Consider the following 17835-nt stretch of genomic DNA (forward strand, 5'->3'; position numbering starts at 1 on the left):
GGGGAGTTCCGCCGATGCCATCCACACGCCGACCCGCGCTGGCCGTGGCCGCCGTCACCGCCGTGCTGGCGCTCACCGCCACCGCGTGCGGCTCGTCGGACGACACGACAGAGTCCAAGGCGCCCGCGTCATCGGGCCAGCAGGGCACGGGTGACATCAAGCTGCCCGACGACCTCAATGACAGGTTGAAGAACCTCGGCGTCGATCTCGACGATTGGAAGAACGGCGCCTGGAACAAGTGGAACAAGGACGACTGGCTGCGCGAGGCCGGTGACTTCATCAACCCGATCATCAAGGGTCTGTGGAAGCCGGATCGGATGCGGGATGCGCAGGAGCCCGACAAGCCGGTCGACGACGGCGACATCGCGGACGACCAGGGTGTGACCGACCCCGATCCGAAGCCGGTCACGGCCAAGGAGGTCGCCCGCCCGTACAGCGCCAAGGTCCCCTACGCGGGCAAGGTCTTCTTCGACAGCCCCGAGGGATCGATGGTCTGCTCCGCGACCGTGGTCAAGGACCCCGCGCACCCCGGGAAGTCCAACATGGTGTGGACCGCGGGCCACTGCGTCCACGCGGGCAAGGGCGGCGGCTGGTACAAGAACCTGATGTTCGTCCCCTCCTACAACGACGCCGGTAAGTCGGCGGCCGATCTGAAGAACGCCACCAAGGAAGAACTCGCGCCCAAGGGCGTCTGGTGGGCCGACTGGGCGCAGACGTCCTCACAGTGGATCGACAACGGGGCGGCAGTCGGCGGCAAGGGCGCTCCCTACGACTTCGCCGTGATCCATGTGAAGCCGGAGAACAGCGGTGGCAAGTCGCTGGAGGAGACGGTCGGGGGCGCGCTACCGGTCGACTTCAACGCCCCGGCGGTGAAGTCCATCAGCAACATCACGGCCACCGGTTACCCGGCCGCCCCGCCGTTCGACGGCCAGAAGATGAACCAGTGCGCGGACAAGCCGGGACGGCTGTCGCTGGACGCCAAGCAGCCGACCATGTACCGCATCGGCTGCACCATGACCGCCGGTTCGTCCGGCGGCGGTTGGGTCGCCAACGGCTCCGACGGCAAGCCCGCGCTGGTGTCCAACACCTCCATAGGCCCGTCCAACGCGACCTGGCTGGCCGGTCCGCACCTCGGCCCGGAGGCCAAGGGCGTCTACAACGCGGTGAGCAAGAAGTTCGCGAACCAGTGAGCCGTGAGATGAGCCGGTAGGTGTGCGGCGGGCCTGTCCCGCCGCACACCCGCACCGATGGCGCAGGATGCCGCAGCCCACATCGGCGCCAGAGCGTCCACACAGACGAGGGCCCGCCCCCGGGAGATCCGGGGACGGGCCCTCGTCGTAGCAGATACCGCGCCGTCAATGGCACGGGCCGCGCGGCGGGAGGCCGGAGGCTACCGCGATGCCGCCGTCGGTGCGTACCGCTTCAGCTCGGCCGCCAGCTCTTCGTGCACCCGCGCCTTGAGCAGCGTGCCCTCCGGGGTGTGCTCCTCGGAGATCACTTCACCGTCGGCGTGGGTACGCGAGACCAGCTTGCCCTCGGTGTAGGGCACCAGGGCCTCGATCTCGACCTGCGGCCGCGGCAGCTCCTCGTCGATCACGGCGAGCAGCTCGTCGATGCCACGCCCGGTACGGGCCGACACCGCCATCGCGCGCCGCTCCAGGCGCAGCAGCCGCTGGAGGACCAGCGGGTCGGCCATATCCGCCTTGTTGATCACCACGATCTCGGGCACCTCGACGGCGCCCACCTCGCGGATCACCTCGCGCACGGCGGCCAGCTGCTCCTCCGGTGCCGGATGCGAGCCGTCCACCACATGCAGGATCAGATCGGCGTCGCCGACCTCCTCCATGGTGGAGCGGAACGCCTCGACCAGGTGGTGCGGCAGATGGCGCACAAACCCGACGGTGTCCGCCAGGGTGTAGAACCGCCCGCTGGGAGTCTCGGCCCGCCGCACGGTCGGGTCCAGAGTGGCGAACAGCGCGTTCTCCACCAGGACGCCCGCACCGGTGAGCCGGTTGAGCAGCGAGGACTTGCCCGCGTTGGTGTATCCGGCGATGGCGACCGAGGGAACCTTGTTCCGCCGACGCTCCTGCCGCTTGATGTCGCGGCCGGTCTTCATCTCGGCGATCTCGCGGCGCATCTTCGCCATCTTCTCGCGGATGCGGCGCCGGTCCGTCTCGATCTTGGTCTCACCGGGACCACGGGTGGCCATACCGCCGCCCGAGGAGCCGGAGCCACCGCCACCCATCTGCCGGGACAGCGACTGACCCCAGCCGCGCAGCCGCGGCAGCATGTACTGCATCTGCGCGAGCGAGACCTGTGCCTTGCCCTCCCGGGACTTGGCGTGCTGGGCGAAGATGTCGAGGATCAGGGCGGTACGGTCGACCACCTTGACCTTGACGACATCCTCGAGGTGGATCAGCTGGCCGGGGCTCAGCTCACCGTCGCAGACAACGGTGTCCGCACCCGACTCGATCACGATGTCACGCAGCTCTTCGGCCTTGCCGGAGCCGATGTAGGTGGCCGGATCCGGCTTGATACGGCGCTGGGTGACCCCGTCGAGCACCAGGGCGCCCGCGGTCTCCGCGAGGGCGGCCAGCTCGGCCAGGGAGTTCTCGGCGTCCTGGATCGTGCCGGACGTCCAGACGCCGACCAGCACCACACGCTCCAGGCGCAGCTGCCGGTACTCGACCTCGGTGACGTCCTCGAGCTCGGTGGAGAGTCCCACCACGCGCCGCAGCGCGGCACGGTCGGAGCGGTCGTACTGGTCGCCGTCACGCTCCTCGTCGATCGCGTGACTCCAGGCGACGTCCTCTTCCATCAGGGCGTCGGCCCGAAGGCTCTCGGCGAGGCGCTGCCGGTCCTGCGGAAGGGAAGAGGAGTGGGTCAAAGGAATCCTTACGTCGTGGGACATGTCTTTTACCGACAACGCGTGACGGGCCCGCGGGATTCCCGCGGCCGACCGCGACGCCGACCCCTCGATGGTCCCACGCGGCGGCCGGGCCGTCACTCGGGTTTCACGGGCGGATGCGGGGTGTGGCGCCCCGTGGACAGCTGGCCGGGCTTCGCCCCCGCGCGGGCTCCGTCTGCGGCGCCCGCCCGCGTACCCGGCTCTGTCCGCACCTTCCGCCCGGCCTTCGCGTCCGTCCCCGCGTCCTCCTTCGGCGCGGACTTCCAGGTGGGATGACCGGGCATCGGCGGCGTCCTCGCCCCGTAGAGCCAGGGGTTCAGGAACCCGGCCAGATCACGGCCCGCCACCTCCGAGGCGAGGTGGACGAAGTCCGTGGTGGAGGCGACGCCGTCGCGGTGGCGGAGCACCCACTGCCGCTCCAGCCGTTCGAACACCTCCCGCCCGATGTGCTGCCGCAGCGCGTACAGGACCAGGGCGCTGCCGTCGTACACGATCGGGCGGAAGATGCCGATCTGCTGGCCGGGTTCGGCGGGCTTGGGCGCGGCGGGCGGCCCTCCGGCGGCGCGCCAGCCGTCGGACTGCCGGTACGCCTCGCGCATCCGCCGCTCCAGGCTCGCCTTGCCCCGTTCGTCCGCGTAGAGCGCCTCGTACCAGGTGGCATGGCCTTCGTTGAGCCACAGGTCCGACCAGCGCTGTGGGGCGACGCTGTCGCCGAACCACTGGTGCGCCAGCTCATGCACCATGATCGACTCGAGATACCAGCGGGGCAGGCCCTGGCCGGTGAACAGACCGCGCTCGAAGAGGGAGAGCGTCTGTGTCTCCAGCTCGAAGCCGGTGCTGGCGCCCGCGATCAGCAGACCGTAGGTCTCGAAGGGATACGGCCCGATCTTCTTCTCCATCCAGGCCAGCTGGCCGGGAGTGCGCGACAGCCAGGGCTCCAGCCGCTTCCGGTCCGCGGCGGGCACAACATCGCGCACCGGCAGCCCGTGCGGCCCGGTACGGCGCGATACGGCGGAACGCCCGATGGAGACCTGGGCCAGCTCGGTGGCCATGGGGTGGGCAAGACGGTACGCCCAGGTGGTGCGCGCCCCTTTGCGCTCCCGCTCCAGCGGCAGGCCGCCCGCCACGACCGTGAGGTCACGCGGGGCGGTGATCCGGAAGGTGAAGCGGGCCTTGTCGGACGGATGGTCATTGCAGGGGAAGACCCGGTGGGCGGCGTCGGCCTGGTTGGCCATGGCGAGCCCGTCGCGGGTGCGGATCCAGCCGCCGTTCGCCGCGTCGCGCGGATCGCTGGTGTGCCGGACGGTGATCTCGAAGTTGTCGCCCGTCGCGATCCGTGCGGTCGGGGTGATCACCAGGTCCTCGTCTGCGGCAGTGAACCGCGCGGGTACGCCGTTGACCCGTACGGAGCGCACGCTGCCGTCGGCGAAGTCGAGATTGACAGTGCGCAGCGGGGCGGTGGCGCGGGCGGCGATCGTGGTGACGGCGCCCAGCGGCCGGTCGGCTCGCCGGTAGTCGAAGGCGACGTCGTACGCGGAGACGTCGTACCCGGGGTTGCCGAGGTTCGGGTACAGCGGGTCGCCGATGCCCAGGGCCCGCGGCCCGGTGTGCGTCCCCTCTCGGGCCGACGCCGAGATCCGGCCCGCGGCGGAGGACGGGCCGACCGCGGTCAGGGCGGCCGCCATGGAGACGGCCGCGAGGGCGGCCCTGTGCCGCCCGGTACGCGGCGGGGGCCAGGGGCGGCGCCCCGGGGAATGGCTCATGCCCTACGGCTATCAGCGCCCCGGTGCGGGCGCAGTCCGGCCAGGCCCGGATCCACCCGAAGGAGTTGCGGAAAGCCACGGAGCCCGGTCCGGCCCGCGAAACGGGGCCCGGACGGCGAAGGCGCGGGCTCGGAACGGTTCAGCAGTGGGAGCGCGGATTCCGGAGCATGGATGCAGGAGCACGGTCTCAGGAACGCGGTCTCAGCACGGTTCCAGGAACGCGGTTTCAGGAACGCGGTTTCAGGAACGCGGTTTCAGGAACGCGGTTTCAGGAACGTGCGCCCGCCATACTCCGGCTCTCCCGCGTGACGTCGTAGACCCCCGGGACATTGCGCATCGCCCGCATCAGCGCCGACAGTCGGCCCGCGTCGGGCAACTGAAGCGTGTAGGTGTGCCGGACCCGCTGCTCGCGCGGAGGCTCGACGGCGGCGGCGACCACCTCGGCGCCCTCGGCGGCGATCGCCTCGGTGAGATCGGCGAGCAGATGCGGCCGGCTGAACGCCTCGGCGAAGAGGGTGACGCGGTAGTCGCCGCTCCCGTCGCTGTCGCCCTCGTCCGCCCAGCGAACCCCCACCGCCGTGCGCCCGGCCGCGATCATCCGCCCCACACCGGAGCACCCCTCACGGTGGACGGTGACGGCGCCGCCGCGCACCGCGAAGCCGGTGACCGCGTCCGGCGGCACCGGGGTGCAGCAGCGGGCGAGCCGCACGGTGGCACCCGGCAGATCGACAACAACGCCCGCCTCGCCGCGTCCCGCGCCGCCCGCCGGGGCGGCCACTCCGGCCGCCGGGGATGCCGTGTCCTGGCCGTCTTCGGTCTGCGCTTCCCCGCCCCGGTCCCGGGGCTGCTGGGTCTGCTGCTCGGGGTGAGCCGGATGGGCGGCCAGCCAGCGGTTGATGGCGATACGCGCGGCCGGGGTGCGGGCATGATCCAACCACTTCGGCGACGGCCCGTGGGAGGCCGCGTCCTGGGCGTCAGGAGCCATCAGCAGCTGGAGCGTGTCACCGTCGCGCAGCACCGTACTGAGCGTCGCGATCCGGCCGTTGACCCGGGCGCCGATACAGGCGTGGGCGTCCTCGCCGTACTGGGCGTACGCCGCGTCCACACAGCTGGCCCCGGCAGGCAGGCCGAGCGTGCCGCCGTCGGACCGGAAGACGGTGATCTCCCGGTCCTGGGCGAGGTCGTCGCGGAGCGAGGTCCAGAAGATGTCCGGATCGGGGGTGGCGCTCTGCCATTCGAGCAGCCGGGACAGCCAGCCGGGGCGGGTGGGGTCGGCCCGCTCGCCCTCGGGGGCGTCGGCGGTCTCGCTGGGGGCGTAGGGGTTGCCGAGGGCGATCACCCCGGCCTCCGCCACCCGGTGCATCTGGTGGGTGCGGATGAGGATTTCGGCCACATCGCCGCCGCGCCCGGCCACGGCCGTGTGCAGCGACTGGTACAGGTTGAACTTGGGGACCGCGATGAAGTCCTTGAACTCCGAGATGACCGGGGTGAAACAGGTGTGCAGCTCGCCGAGGACCCCGTAGCAGTCCGCGTCCTCGGCGACGAGTACCAGCAGCCGCCCGAGGTCGGCGCCGGTCAGCTCGCCGCGTTTGCGCCCGACCCGGTGGACCGAGACGAAGTGCCGTGGCCGGACGAGGACTTCGGCGGCGATGCCCGCCTCGTGCAGCACACCCCGTACGTCCTCGGCGGCGCGGGCCAGCGGGTCGGGGCGGTTGGCGTGGGTCTGAAGCAGTTCGCGGGTGCGGGTGTACTCCTCGGGGTGGAGGATGGCGAAAACCAGGTCCTCCAGCTCGGTTTTGAGCGCCTGGACGCCGAGTCGTTCGGCGAGGGGGATCAGCACATCGCGGGTGACCTTCGCGATGCGGGCCTGTTTCTCAGGGCGCATCACGCCGAGGGTGCGCATGTTGTGCAGCCGGTCGGCGAGTTTGATGGACATCACCCGGACGTCGTTGCCGGTGGCGACGAGCATCTTGCGGAAGGTCTCGGGCTCGGCCGCCGCCCCGTAGTCGACCTTCTCCAACTTGGTGACGCCGTCGACGAGATAGCGCACCTCCTCGCCGAACTGCTCACCCACCTGATCGAGGGTCACCTCGGTGTCCTCGACCGTGTCGTGGAGGAGAGACGCCGTCAAGGTCGTGGTCTCGGCCCCCAGTTCGGCCAGGATCAGCGTGACGGCCAGCGGATGTGTGATGTACGGCTCACCGCTTTTGCGCATCTGGCCGCGGTGGGAGGACTCGGCGAGGACATACGCCTGGCGCAGAACGTCCAGATCCGCGCCGGGGTGATAGGAGCGATGGACCTTGGCCACATGCTCGATCGCGTCCGGCAGACGGCCACGGGCCGTCGGCCCCAGCAGGGCTGCCCGGCTGAACCTGCGGAGATTGCGCAGGTCGATGCGGGGGAGGCCGCGCCTGCGGCCGAGAGCGGCATGGTCGGTGGCCTCTGCGCTCATGGGCACCTCCGGCGGCGTCGAGCGTCAACCGGCGTGGGCACTCCCCCGGGGCCGGTGCTTGATGCTATCGAGCCCATCACGCACGGCCGACCGGCTCTCGCCCAGAGTGAAACGGATCACCCATTCGAGGGAGGTGTCAGCCGAGGGCCGTGTCCAGCCAGGCGGCGTCGAACTCCCCCTCGGCCACGATCACGGCAGGGCCGGTCATCTCCACCGTACCGTCCGGCCGCTCGCTGATCACAAGGCGCCCTCCGGGTACGTCCACGGTGTAGCTGACGGGGCGTCCGGTGACCGCGGGATCGGCCCCGTCGCGGCGCGCGGCGGCCACCATCACGGCGCAGGCGCCGGTGCCGCAGGAGCGAGTCTCGCCGGAGCCGCGCTCATGCACCCGCATCGCGACATGGCGGGGGCCGCGGTCCACGACGAACTCCACGTTGGTGCCGTGCGGATACGCCGCCGCGGGGCGCACGCCGGGGGCGGTGAACAGGTTCCCGGCGTGGCCGAGGTCGTCGACGAACGCGACGGCGTGCGGATTGCCCATGTTCACATGGCGGGCGGGCCAGTTGCGCTCGCCGACCGAGACGGTGATGCCGCCTTCGGGGCCGGGCTCGGGCAGCAGCGCCTTGCCCATCTCGACGGTGATCGCGCCCTCGCCGTCCACCGCGGCCCCGTCCGTGCCATCGGCGGCCTTGGCGATGTGGATCCGGCGTGCCCCGGCCCGGGTCGCGATCGTGAGGTCACCCTCCTCGGCGAGCCCGGCCCGCTGGAGGTAGCGGGCGAAGACGCGCACGCCGTTGCCGCACATCTCGGCGATGCTGCCGTCGCTGTTGCGGTAGTCCATGAACCACTCAGCCCGGTCGGCCATCACCCGCGCCTCGGGGTGCGCCGAGGACCGCACGACACGGATCAGCCCGTCGCCGCCGACACCGGCGCGGCGGTCGCAGATCCGGGCGACGGCGGCGGCGGACAGATCGAGGTGCCCGTCCAGGTCGGGGACGATGACAAAGTCGTTCTCGGTGCCGTGCCCCTTGAGGAAGGGCAGCCGGGGCCTGGTGCTCATTCCTCGATCCTACGGTGCCCCCCGCACGGCGTCGTCCGGTGCCCGGCGGACGGCCGCAGAACGCTCAGCCGGCAGAAAGGCCGGGCCCACCGAGCGGCCGGGCGCCGCCGCGAAACGATCAGCGCGGACGGCGCTACGGATCCACAAGGGGCGGGACCACGCCGCTGGACCTAGGCCCTGTCCTGCCGATCTTCGCGGGCCCGCCACGCCTGGCCCCGCGCCTCGCCGCGCTGTCGGGATCTTCCGAGTACGCCCAGTACAAGGATGACCCTCCGCCTTGCGATCCACGGCACCAGACGCCGCGGGCTGATCACGAAGATCGACAGGACAGGACCTAGCGGAGCCGTGCCACCCGCCAGAAGGTGAGCGCCGCGAGCAGCACCACGATCCCGATGTAAAGCAGGACGAAGCGCCAGTCGGGGCGGCGGCCTGAGCCCCGGGGCGGCAGTCCGGGCCAGGTGTAGCCCACCCGACGGGCCGCCATCAGCCCCCACCCCGCGGCGCAGCAGCTCAGCAGCAGGCCGAGCATGGCCACCACCGCCCCGCCGTCGCCGAACTCGAAGGCGAGCGGGAAGGCGAACATGAGCGAGCCGAGGATGGCCAGGCCGACGATGGGCGCGATCTGCCAGACCCGCAGCCTGCGGGGCGGGCGCAGCTCGCTGAAGGACTCCTCGGAGAACGGCTCACCGGGGTCGTCAAGGGCCGGTGCGCCGGGCTCGTGGATGGGCCCATCGCCGTCGGGACCGTCCGTGGTCAGTGGCTCCGGGTCGCCGTGCGGCGATTGCTGCGATGCGTCGCGAGGGCCGGCCTCCATCGCCACACGCCCTCCCAACTCCAGACACCACAGTCACGATCGGAGCTTGATGATGGCATGCCCACGGGGGGCCGAATGACGAGCGGAGCGTCCCGATGCCATCACGTGATCAGGCTGTGACCGCCCGTTCAACCAACGCGAGGGCGTTCGCCAGAAGTTCCGCCCGCCGCTCGGCGGCACCGCTGAGCCAGTGCACCCGCGGGTCACGGCGGAACCAGGAGTCCTGGCGACGGGCGAACCGCTTGGTGGCACGCACCGTCTCGGCCCGCGCCTCGTCCTCGGTGCACTCCCCCGCGAGGGCGGCCAGCACCTGCTGGTACCCGAGCGCCCGGGAGGCGGTACGGCCCGACCGCAGCCCCATGCCCTCCAGCCGGCGGACCTCGTCCACCAGCCCGGCCTCCCACATCCGGTCCACCCGGAGCGCGATCCGCGCGTCCAGCTCGGGCCGCTCGACGTCGACACCGATCTGGAGGGTGTCGTAGACGGCCTCGTGGCCCGGCAGATTGGCGGTGAAGGGGCGGCCGGTGATCTCGATGACCTCCAGCGCCCGCACAACCCGGCGGCCGTTGCTCGGCAGGATCGCCCGCGCCGCCTCGGGGTCGGCGGCCGCGAGCCGGGTGTGCAGGGCCCCCGGGCCGTGCTCGGCCAGCTCGGCCTCGAGCCGGGCCCGGACGGCGGGGTCGGTGCCCGGGAAGTCGAGCGCGTCGATGGCGCCGCGGACGTACAGGCCGGAGCCGCCGACCAGGACGGGGGTACGGCCCTCGGCGAGCAGCCGGTCCATCTCCGCACGGGCCAGCCGCTGGTACTCGGCGACGCTGGCCGCCTGGGTGACGTCCCAGATGTCCAGGAGCCGGTGCGGCACGCCCTGCCGCTCGTCCTCCGTCAGCTTGGCGGTGCCGATGTCCATGCCCCGGTAGAGCTGCATGGAATCGGCATTGACGACCTCGCTGTCGAGATGGCGGGCGAGGGCGACGCCCAGATCGGACTTTCCGGCCGCGGTGGGACCGACGACGGCGATGACTCGCGGCGGGTGGCCTGCTGTATTCACCGCACCAGTCTCCCAAACCCCCGTGGGGTTCCTCGAACGAGCGACGTGACGGGATACCGCCGGGTTCGTTGCCTGTTGCGAGATTCCTAGGACCGGATCGGGGAAACCGGTCTCCGCGGGTGGCGCAATGGGACGCTCCGAGCGGCACGGGATTTCGCCCACACGAGTAGGGTATGGAGTAGATATGGGCGTGTTTTCCAGGTTTCGTCGTGCGTCGAAGGAGGCGGGGCGTTCGTCCGAGGAGTCGCCAGCCGAGAAGACTACGGCGGCCGACCCCGTGACGGCGGAGCCTGCGTCCGGGACCGCTGCCGCCCAGGACACGGCGGAGGCGGTGCGGAGCGAGGAGGAGACCGTGGCGAGCGAAGGTGCCGGCATCCCCAAGCAGCTGTCGGCCGAGGAGTCGGCCGACAGCGACGCCGGTGAGAGCGCCCGCACCTAGCCATTCGACGAGGGAAGGTGGCCCATGGGCCTGATGGACAATCTCAAGGCCAAGGCCGGTCTTATGAAGGGCAAGGCCGGCAGCTTCGCGCAGCAGCACGAGGCGAAGATCGAGCGGGGGCTGGACAAGGCCGCCAAGACGGTCGACTCCAAGACCAAGGGCAAGTACACCGGCAAGATCGAAACTGGCACGGGCAAGGCGAAGGGTGCCCTCAACCGCCTCTCCCACATGGACGAGCCCAAGGAAAAGGGCAGAAGCGACGACCAGGGCGAGGGCAAGGCCCCCGGCGGCGAAGGAACCTGATCCTCGCCCGTCCAGTCCCCGCCGGTGCGCGGCCGCGGAGCACCCCGCCTCGCGGCCGCGCCCGCGCGGTCTCGCGCATAGCACGGGGCCGGCCTCAGGGCCGGTCCTAGGACCAGTCGGCCACGAAATACCCCACGCCGTACGGCGCCTCGTCATACCTCAACTCCCCCTTCAGCGCCGCCCCCTCACTCGCCCCCGCGAGCACCTGGAGCGGCGCGCGACCAGCTGCCTTGAGCTCCCGCGCCAACTCCTCGTCCAGCGCGGCGAGGGCCACCGTGTCGGCCGACCCCAGCGCCCGCGCCACCGCGGCGTCGAACGCCGCGGCCCGCTCATCGAGATAGCCCGGGGCCTTCAGCGTCCGGCACGCGCTGCCGTCGGCCACCACCAGCAGCGCTACCCGATCCGGCCCCGCTGCGAGCTCCCTTCCGACTTCTTTACACCGCTCGGCGGTGAGAGGTTCCCCCACACCCAGCCCCTCGACCGGCGCGGTATCGCCCCACCCCGCGTGCTCCAGCAGCCAGGCGCCGACCGCGAGGGACGGCGGCAGCATCCGCTCCCCGGCGGGGGCCGGGCCCGCCCCGTCCGTGGCGAGGGTGGAACCCCCCGCGTCCGCGACCGGTCCGCCCAGTCGCACATGGAGATCCACACCGAAGCCGCGGAACGATCCGCCCGCCCCCTGCGAATAGGTCCCCCGGCCGGCCGGGTCGGCGGGACCGACCACGATCAGCCGCTCCGGCCGTGCCGCCGCGACCACCCCGATGGCCTCGGCGCACGCCGAGCGCACCGGGTCCAGCTCGGGAGCGGCCCCGGCGGCGACCTCGGGCACCAGGAGCGGCGGGCACGGGCAGACGGCGGCGGCGATCAGCATGATCGGCAGCCTATCCGGCGGGTTCGGGCCGAGGCGCCGAGTCCCACGGCAGCTCGGCGACCCGGAACCGGTAGCAGTAGTTGCCGGTCACGGCCTCCAGGACCTCCGTTCGGTCCGTACCCGTCGCGCCGGCCCCCGTCAGGCCCAGTCAGCCCACGTCAGCCGCGTCAGTCGCAGCCGCAGCCCGCGGCCGGTGCGGGAGCCGGTGCCGGGGCGCCGACGGTCGGCAGCCCGAGCATGACGCCCGCGGGCTTCTTCTGCTCCGCGGCGTTCCGCCGCTCCCAGGCGTCGCCCGCGCGGGTGCGCCGCACACCGCGGGCCGGGCCCTCGGCGAGCAGATGGTGCGGTGCGGCGTAGGTGATGTCGACCGTGACGACATCACCGGGGCGCACCGGCTCCTCGGGCCGGGCGAAGTGGACCAGGCGGTTGTCGGGGGCGCGGCCGGACAGCCGCCGGGTGGCGTCGTCCTTACGGCCCTCGCCCTCCGCGACCAGCACCTCCAGCGTCCGGCCGACCTGCTTCTTGTTCTCCTCCCAGGAGATCTCCTCCTGGAGGGCGACCAGCCGCTCGTAGCGCTCCTGGACGACGGCCTTGGGCACCTGTCCGTCCATCTCGGCGGCCGGGGTCCCGGGCCGCTTGGAGTACTGGAAGGTGAACGCCTGCGCGAACCGCGCCTCGCGCACCACGTGCAGCGTCTGCTCGAAGTCCTCGTCCGTCTCCCCGGGGAAGCCGACGATGATGTCGGTCGAGATGGCGGCGTGCGGCAGCGCGGCGCGCACCTTCTCGATGATGCCGAGGTAGCGCTCCTGCCGGTAGGAGCGGCGCATCGCCTTCAGCACGGTGTCCGAGCCGGACTGGAGCGGCATGTGCAGCTGGGGCATCACGTTCTCCGTCTCCGCCATGGCGGTGATGACGTCGTCCGTGAAGTCCCGGGGGTGCGGGGAGGTGAACCGGACCCGCTCCAGGCCATCGACCTTGCCGCAGGCCCGCAGCAGCTTGCTGAACGCCTCGCGGTCGCCGATGTCCGACCCGTACGCGTTCACGTTCTGGCCGAGCAGGGTGATCTCGGTGACGCCCTCGGCGACCAGCGCCTCGACCTCGGCGAGGATGTCGCCGGGCCGACGGTCCTTCTCCTTGCCGCGCAGCGCCGGGACGATGCAGAAGGTGCAGGTGTTGTTGCAGCCGACGGAGATGGAGACCCACGCGGCGTACGCGGACTCCCGCCGCGTCGGCAGCGTGGAGGGGAAGGCCTCCAGCGACTCGGCGATCTCGACCTGCGCCTCCTCCTGGACGCGGGCGCGCTCCAGGAGGACCGGCAGGCTGCCGATGTTGTGCGTACCGAAGACGACGTCCACCCAGGGCGCCTTCTTCACAATGGTGTCGCGGTCCTTCTGGGCCAGACACCCCCCGACGGCGATCTGCATGCCCGGCCGCCGCGCCTTGACCGGCGCCAGTCGGCCAAGGTTGCCGTAGAGCCGGTTGTCGGCGTTCTCCCGCACCGCGCAGGTGTTGAAGACGACGATGTCGGCCTCGCCCTCACCGGTGCCCTCGGGCGCGCGCACATAGCCCGCGCCCTCCAGGAGGCCGGAGAGCCGCTCGGAGTCGTGGACGTTCATCTGGCACCCGTAGGTGCGCACCTCGTAAGTCTTCGCACTCATCTCAATCGACCAGGGTACGGGGTCACCCGCCTCCCCCGCCCCTCCCTTCCCGGGAGCAAGCCTGGCAGGATCGCGGTCATGGCCGTCACCCTTCCGCGTCTCGACCGGCGCCGCGCCGTGCAGTCCGCCGGCGCGGGCCTGGTCGTCCTCGCGCTGCTGCTGTGGTGGCTGCTGCCGGTCGGCGGCGGGACCTCGCCCGGCGGACGGGTCACCTTCGCGACCGGGGTCTCCACCGGGGTATACGACACCTATGGCCAGATGCTCAAACAGGACCTGGCCCGGGACCTGCCGGACGTGGACGTCGATCTGATGCAGTCCCATGGCTCCCCCGACAACGTCGAGCGGCTGGCGACAGGCAGGGCCACCTTCGCCATCGCCGCCACCGACGCCGTCGCCGCCTACCACGGCAAGGGCGCAGGCCGGCTGCGGGCGTGCGCGCGGCTCTACGACGATTACATGCAGCTGGTCGTGCCCCGCGGCTCGAAGGTGCGCTCCGCGCGGGACCTGCGGCATCTGAGGGTCGGCGTGGGCGGCGACGGCTCGGGCGTCCAGCTGATCACCCGGGCGCTGCTGAAGGCCGCCGGGGTCGACTTCGACAAGGACATCACGGCGGTCCGGGCCGGTATCGACACGATGCCGAAGCTGCTGCGGCAGGGGAAGCTGGACGCCTTCTTCTGGTCGGGCGGACTGCCGACCACCGCGGTGCGCACCCTGGCCCGCGCGTATCCGATCCGGCTGGTCCAGCTCGGCGACCTCACCACCCGGCTGCACCGGCAGGGCGGGGTGACGCGCTACTACCGGGCGGCGACCGTGCCCGCCGACGCGTACGCGGACATACGACGGCCGGAGCCGGTCAAGACGATCGCGGTACCGAATCTCCTGGTCACCACGGACCGGGTCGACCCCGATCTGGCCGAGGGCATCACCCGCACGGTGATAGAGAACCGGGACCGCATCGGGGCGCGGGTGCACGCCGCCCAGAAGGTGGACCTGCGGACGGCCGTCTTCACCGATCCGCTCGCCCTGCACCGGGGCGCGGCGCGCTACTACCGCTCGGTCAAGCCGTAGTCCCTGGGTCAGGCCGTGGCCCCGTATCGGTCACGCCGTGGCCCGTCGGCCACGCCGTAGCCCGTCGTCCATCCGTGGTTCGCACCCGTCCCCGGTCAGTGCCCGGCCGGGCCCTGGGGCTCGGTGCGCGGAACGGTGATGGTGACGCGCAGCCCGCGCGGTTCATTGGGGGCGTAGGCGATCGTGGCCCCGCCCGCGGCCAGCAGGGCGCGGGTGATGGACAGGCCCAGGCCCGAGCCCGAGACGTTCTGATGGCGGCTGCTGCGCCAGAAGCGGTCGCCGATCCGGGCCAGTTCGTCCTCGGTCAGCCCGGGGCCGCCGTCGGCAACGGTGACGGTGACGGTGTCGCCCTCCGTGCGCGCCGAGACCTCCACATGGGACCCCTCGGGCGTGAACTTCAGGGCGTTGTCCACCACGGCGTCCAGCGCGCTGGACAGAGCCACCGGGTCGGCCCAGCCGGTGACCGCCGCGGGGCCGGTGTACGCGAGGCCGACCTCCTCCCGCTCGGCGACCGGAAGCCAGGCGCCGACCCGGTCTGCCGCCAGTTCGGCGATGTCGGTGACCCGGAGGTCCGCGGCGGAGTGCTCGGCCAGGGCCAGGTCCAGGAGGTCGTCGAGGACGCTGGCCAGCCGCTTGCCCTCGGTGCGCACCGAGGCGATCTCCTCGTGCCCGGAGGGCAGTTCCAGCGCCAGCAGCTCGATCCGCAGCAGCAGCGCGGACAGCGGATTGCGCAGCTGGTGGGAGGCGTCGGCGACGAACGCCCGCTGCTGCTCGAGGACTTCCTCGACGTTGTCCGCCATCTCGTTGAACGAACGGGCGAGTCGGCGCAGCTCGGGCGGACCGGAGGCGGCCGCGACCCGTGACTGCATCCGCCCGGTCGCGATGTCGTGGGTGGCCGTGTCCAGGACGCGCACCGGCCGCAGCACCCAGCCGGTGAGCCGGAAAGCCGCACCCACTGCCAGCAGCATCGCGGCGGCCTCGCCCGCGCCGATCAGCAGCCAGCCGTGCAGGATGCGCGACCGCATCTGCCCGGTGGGCGAGTCGGTGACGACGACGGCCACCACGTCCCCGTCCCGGACGACGGGGGACGCCACGGTGAGCCTCCCCCGCTGCCAGGGCAACACCTGGTGCGGATCGTGGCTGCGGCGCCCGGCGAGGGCCTCCTCGAACGCCTCGGCGCCGTCGCCGGTGCGGGGCAGCCGCCAGCCCTCGGGCGCCTCGGCCATGGGAGGGGCGGCGCGGTCACGGTAGAAGACACCGGCCTTGATGCCGTACAGGTCGTAGTAGCGCCTGAGTTCGGAGCGCAGGGTCTCCCGGCGCTCGTCCCCGTCGGGGGTGGCCGCGTCCGAGGGCCCGGCGGTGACGAACTGGGCCAGTGCTGCGAACCGCGCGGTGTCGTCGATCCGGTCGACGACCACCCGCTGCTGTTCGCGCGCGGCCAGGCTTCCGGCCAGTGGGAAGCCCAGCGCGAGCAGCACGCCCGCCATGAGGACGATGAGCAGCGGAAGAAGTCGAGTGCGCACCCAGGGTTCCCCGTGCCGTTCAGGAGGCCGGGACGACGAGGCGGTAGCCCACCCCGCGGACCGTCTCTATCAGCGCGGGCATCCGCAGCTTGGAGCGGAGGGAGGCGATGTGCACCTCCAGGGTGCGCCCCGTCCCCTCCCAACTGGTGCGCCACACCTGGCTGATGATCTGCTCCCGGCGGAAGACCACCCCGGGGCGCTGGGCGAGCAGCGCCAGCAGGTCGAACTCCTTGCGGGTGAGCGAGACGGAGGCCCCGTCCACCATCACCTGGCGGGTGGGCAGTTCGATGGACACGGGGCCGAGCCGCAGCGGTGGCTGGGGGCCGCCCGCGGGCTCCTCGACGGGGACCGCGGGATCCGGCTGGGCGGTGCGGCGGCTGACGGCGTGGATACGGGCCAGCAGCTCCATGGTGTCGTAGGGCTTCACCACATAGTCGTCGGCGCCGAGGTTGAGGCCGTGGATGCGCGAGCGCACATCCGCCCGCGCGGTCACCATGATCACGGGAGTGGTGGTGCGCTTGCGGATCCGGCCGCACACCTCGAAGCCGTCCTGGTCCGGCAGGCCGAGATCGAGGAGGACAACGCCGAAGGGTGCGCCGGAGTCGGGCAGCAGCGCCTGGAGCGCCTCCTCACCGCTGCGCGCGTGGGTGACGTCGAAGCCGTGCCGGGACAGCACTGCGGACAGGGCCGCGGCGACATGGTTGTCGTCCTCGACGAGCAGCAGTCTCACCGGATCCCCGCACCACCTTCATCGGTCGATTCATCACTTCGTCACTCAAGGAATCACAAAAATTCATGGAGGGGCTGGCGCCCCGTACCCCCGGACCACGAACATGGCCACAGGGCATCCACGCCGATCGACGCCCGGTCGTCAAGACGCTTTCGGTCACACAGTGGTTTCCGTTATGTAGCCGGTACGACAAGACCGCAACCCCTTCACAGAGAGTATCCGGTTGCGGCCATATCGTTATCCTCAATTTCCGCTCAGATGTAATGACGCTGGTCGAGACAGCTCATTAATGTCCTCCCAACCGAGGAGGACGGAGCGAGACGCCGATGAGCGAAGTATCGGTGACCAAGGACGCCACACCGGCGACGGACGCGTTGGTCGCGCTGTCAGGAGTCAACAAGCACTTCGGCGCGCTGCATGTACTCCAGGACATCGACCTGACCATCGCCCGGGGCGAAGTGGTCGTGGTGATCGGACCCTCCGGGTCCGGTAAGTCCACGCTGTGCCGGACGATCAACCGGCTGGAGACGATCGACGCCGGATCCATCACGATCGACGGCAAGCCGCTGCCCCAGGAGGGCAAGGAGCTCGCTCGGCTGCGCGCCGATGTGGGCATGGTCTTCCAGTCCTTCAACCTCTTCGCGCACAAGACGGTGCTCGAGAACGTGATGCTGGGGCAGCTCAAGGTCCGCAAGACGGACAAGAAGGCCGCCGAGGACAAGGCCCGCAAGCTGCTCGACCGGGTGGGTGTGGGCACGCAGGCCGACAAGTACCCCGCCCAGCTCTCCGGCGGCCAGCAGCAGCGTGTGGCGATCGCCCGCGCGCTGGCCATGGACCCGAAGGTGATGCTCTTCGACGAGCCCACCTCGGCGCTCGACCCGGAGATGATCAACGAGGTGCTGGAGGTCATGCAGCAACTCGCCAGGGACGGGATGACGATGGTCGTCGTCACCCACGAGATGGGCTTCGCGCGCTCCGCGGCGAACCGGGTGGTCTTCATGGCCGACGGGCGCATCGTCGAAGAGGCCGAGCCGGAGCAGTTCTTCAACAACCCCCGGAGCGACCGGGCGAAGGACTTCCTGTCGAAGATCCTTCACCACTGATCACCCGGTGGCTCCCCCAGGCCGCCGACCCGTATTCCGCGATGTCGCAATTGAGACGACGTACTGACACGACGTCCGAGACGACGTACTGAACCAAG

15 protein-coding genes are annotated in these 17835 nt (G+C 71.3%); 5 read left to right on the forward strand and 10 right to left on the reverse strand.

Translation table 11 applies throughout. The annotated features are described in order from the left end of the window. The first annotated feature begins 14 nt into the window (after positions 1-14). The gene (locus tag AC4BEG_RS08475) at positions 15-1190 is read left to right on the forward strand and encodes a trypsin-like serine peptidase (protein ID WP_490705287.1); all 1176 of its coding nucleotides are present in this window, start codon (positions 15-17) and stop codon (positions 1188-1190) included. Positions 1191-1390: 200 nt separating this feature from the next. On the opposite strand, the gene hflX is transcribed toward AC4BEG_RS08475, so the two are convergent. The 6 genes from hflX to miaA all read right to left on the reverse strand — a co-directional run bounded on the left by hflX (position 1391) and on the right by miaA (position 10045). Beyond that, positions 1391-2887, reverse strand: coding sequence for a GTPase HflX (gene hflX / locus AC4BEG_RS08480; protein ID WP_490705288.1), 1497 nt, complete (start codon positions 2885-2887; stop codon positions 1391-1393). A 116-nt stretch (positions 2888-3003) separates the two neighbouring features. Next, the gene (locus tag AC4BEG_RS08485) at positions 3004-4671 is read right to left on the reverse strand and encodes a M1 family metallopeptidase (protein WP_490705289.1); all 1668 of its coding nucleotides are present in this window, start codon (positions 4669-4671) and stop codon (positions 3004-3006) included. A gap of 268 nt (positions 4672-4939) precedes the next feature. Continuing rightward, positions 4940-7123 (reverse strand): RelA/SpoT family protein, encoded by a 2184-nt coding sequence (locus AC4BEG_RS08490; protein ID WP_490705290.1) that lies wholly within the window; start codon positions 7121-7123, stop codon positions 4940-4942. 136 nt (positions 7124-7259) lie between these two features. After that, on the reverse strand, positions 7260-8183 hold the full coding sequence (gene dapF / locus AC4BEG_RS08495; protein ID WP_490705291.1) for a diaminopimelate epimerase: 924 nt from the start codon (positions 8181-8183) through the stop codon (positions 7260-7262). Between the two features lie 334 nt (positions 8184-8517). Continuing rightward, positions 8518-8997 (reverse strand): hypothetical protein, encoded by a 480-nt coding sequence (locus AC4BEG_RS08500; protein WP_490707026.1) that lies wholly within the window; start codon positions 8995-8997, stop codon positions 8518-8520. A gap of 109 nt (positions 8998-9106) precedes the next feature. Continuing rightward, entirely contained in the window at positions 9107-10045 is a 939-nt protein-coding gene (gene miaA, locus AC4BEG_RS08505; protein ID WP_490705292.1) for a tRNA (adenosine(37)-N6)-dimethylallyltransferase MiaA, read from the reverse strand. 277 nt (positions 10046-10322) lie between these two features. Here miaA and AC4BEG_RS08510 point away from each other — a divergent pair, with 277 nt between their 5' ends. Both AC4BEG_RS08510 and AC4BEG_RS08515 read left to right on the forward strand, forming a co-directional pair. Beyond that, positions 10323-10484: a hypothetical protein gene (locus AC4BEG_RS08510; RefSeq protein WP_490705293.1), complete on the forward strand. Its 162-nt coding sequence runs from the start codon at positions 10323-10325 to the stop codon at positions 10482-10484. 24 nt (positions 10485-10508) lie between these two features. Further along, positions 10509-10787 carry an antitoxin gene (locus tag AC4BEG_RS08515; protein WP_490705294.1) on the forward strand — a complete coding sequence of 93 codons (279 nt, stop codon included), beginning with the start codon at positions 10509-10511 and terminating at the stop codon, positions 10785-10787. A gap of 106 nt (positions 10788-10893) precedes the next feature. Here AC4BEG_RS08515 and AC4BEG_RS08520 read toward each other — a convergent pair whose 3' ends face one another. Further along, the gene (locus AC4BEG_RS08520) at positions 10894-11655 is read right to left on the reverse strand and encodes a class III extradiol dioxygenase subunit B-like domain-containing protein (protein ID WP_490705295.1); all 762 of its coding nucleotides are present in this window, start codon (positions 11653-11655) and stop codon (positions 10894-10896) included. 167 nt (positions 11656-11822) lie between these two features. Beyond that, positions 11823-13313 (reverse strand): tRNA (N6-isopentenyl adenosine(37)-C2)-methylthiotransferase MiaB, encoded by a 1491-nt coding sequence (gene miaB / locus AC4BEG_RS08525; RefSeq protein ID WP_490705296.1) that lies wholly within the window; start codon positions 13311-13313, stop codon positions 11823-11825. Positions 13314-13391: 78 nt separating this feature from the next. On the opposite strand from miaB, the gene AC4BEG_RS08530 reads away from it, so the two are divergent. Beyond that, complete coding sequence (locus AC4BEG_RS08530; protein ID WP_490705297.1) at positions 13392-14381, forward strand: TAXI family TRAP transporter solute-binding subunit; 990 nt, start codon at positions 13392-13394, stop codon at positions 14379-14381. Positions 14382-14476: 95 nt separating this feature from the next. Here the strand turns inward: AC4BEG_RS08530 and AC4BEG_RS08535 are convergent, their stop codons facing one another. After that, complete coding sequence (locus AC4BEG_RS08535) at positions 14477-15904, reverse strand: sensor histidine kinase (protein WP_490705298.1); 1428 nt, start codon at positions 15902-15904, stop codon at positions 14477-14479. Between the two features lie 19 nt (positions 15905-15923). Continuing rightward, positions 15924-16634 carry a response regulator transcription factor gene (locus AC4BEG_RS08540; RefSeq protein WP_490705299.1) on the reverse strand — a complete coding sequence of 237 codons (711 nt, stop codon included), beginning with the start codon at positions 16632-16634 and terminating at the stop codon, positions 15924-15926. 326 nt (positions 16635-16960) lie between these two features. On the opposite strand from AC4BEG_RS08540, the gene AC4BEG_RS08545 reads away from it, so the two are divergent. Then, the gene (locus AC4BEG_RS08545) at positions 16961-17737 is read left to right on the forward strand and encodes an amino acid ABC transporter ATP-binding protein (protein WP_490705300.1); all 777 of its coding nucleotides are present in this window, start codon (positions 16961-16963) and stop codon (positions 17735-17737) included. Positions 17738-17835 lie beyond the last annotated feature (98 nt).

Source organism: Streptomyces sp. JLBJ103 (genome assembly GCF_058215575.1).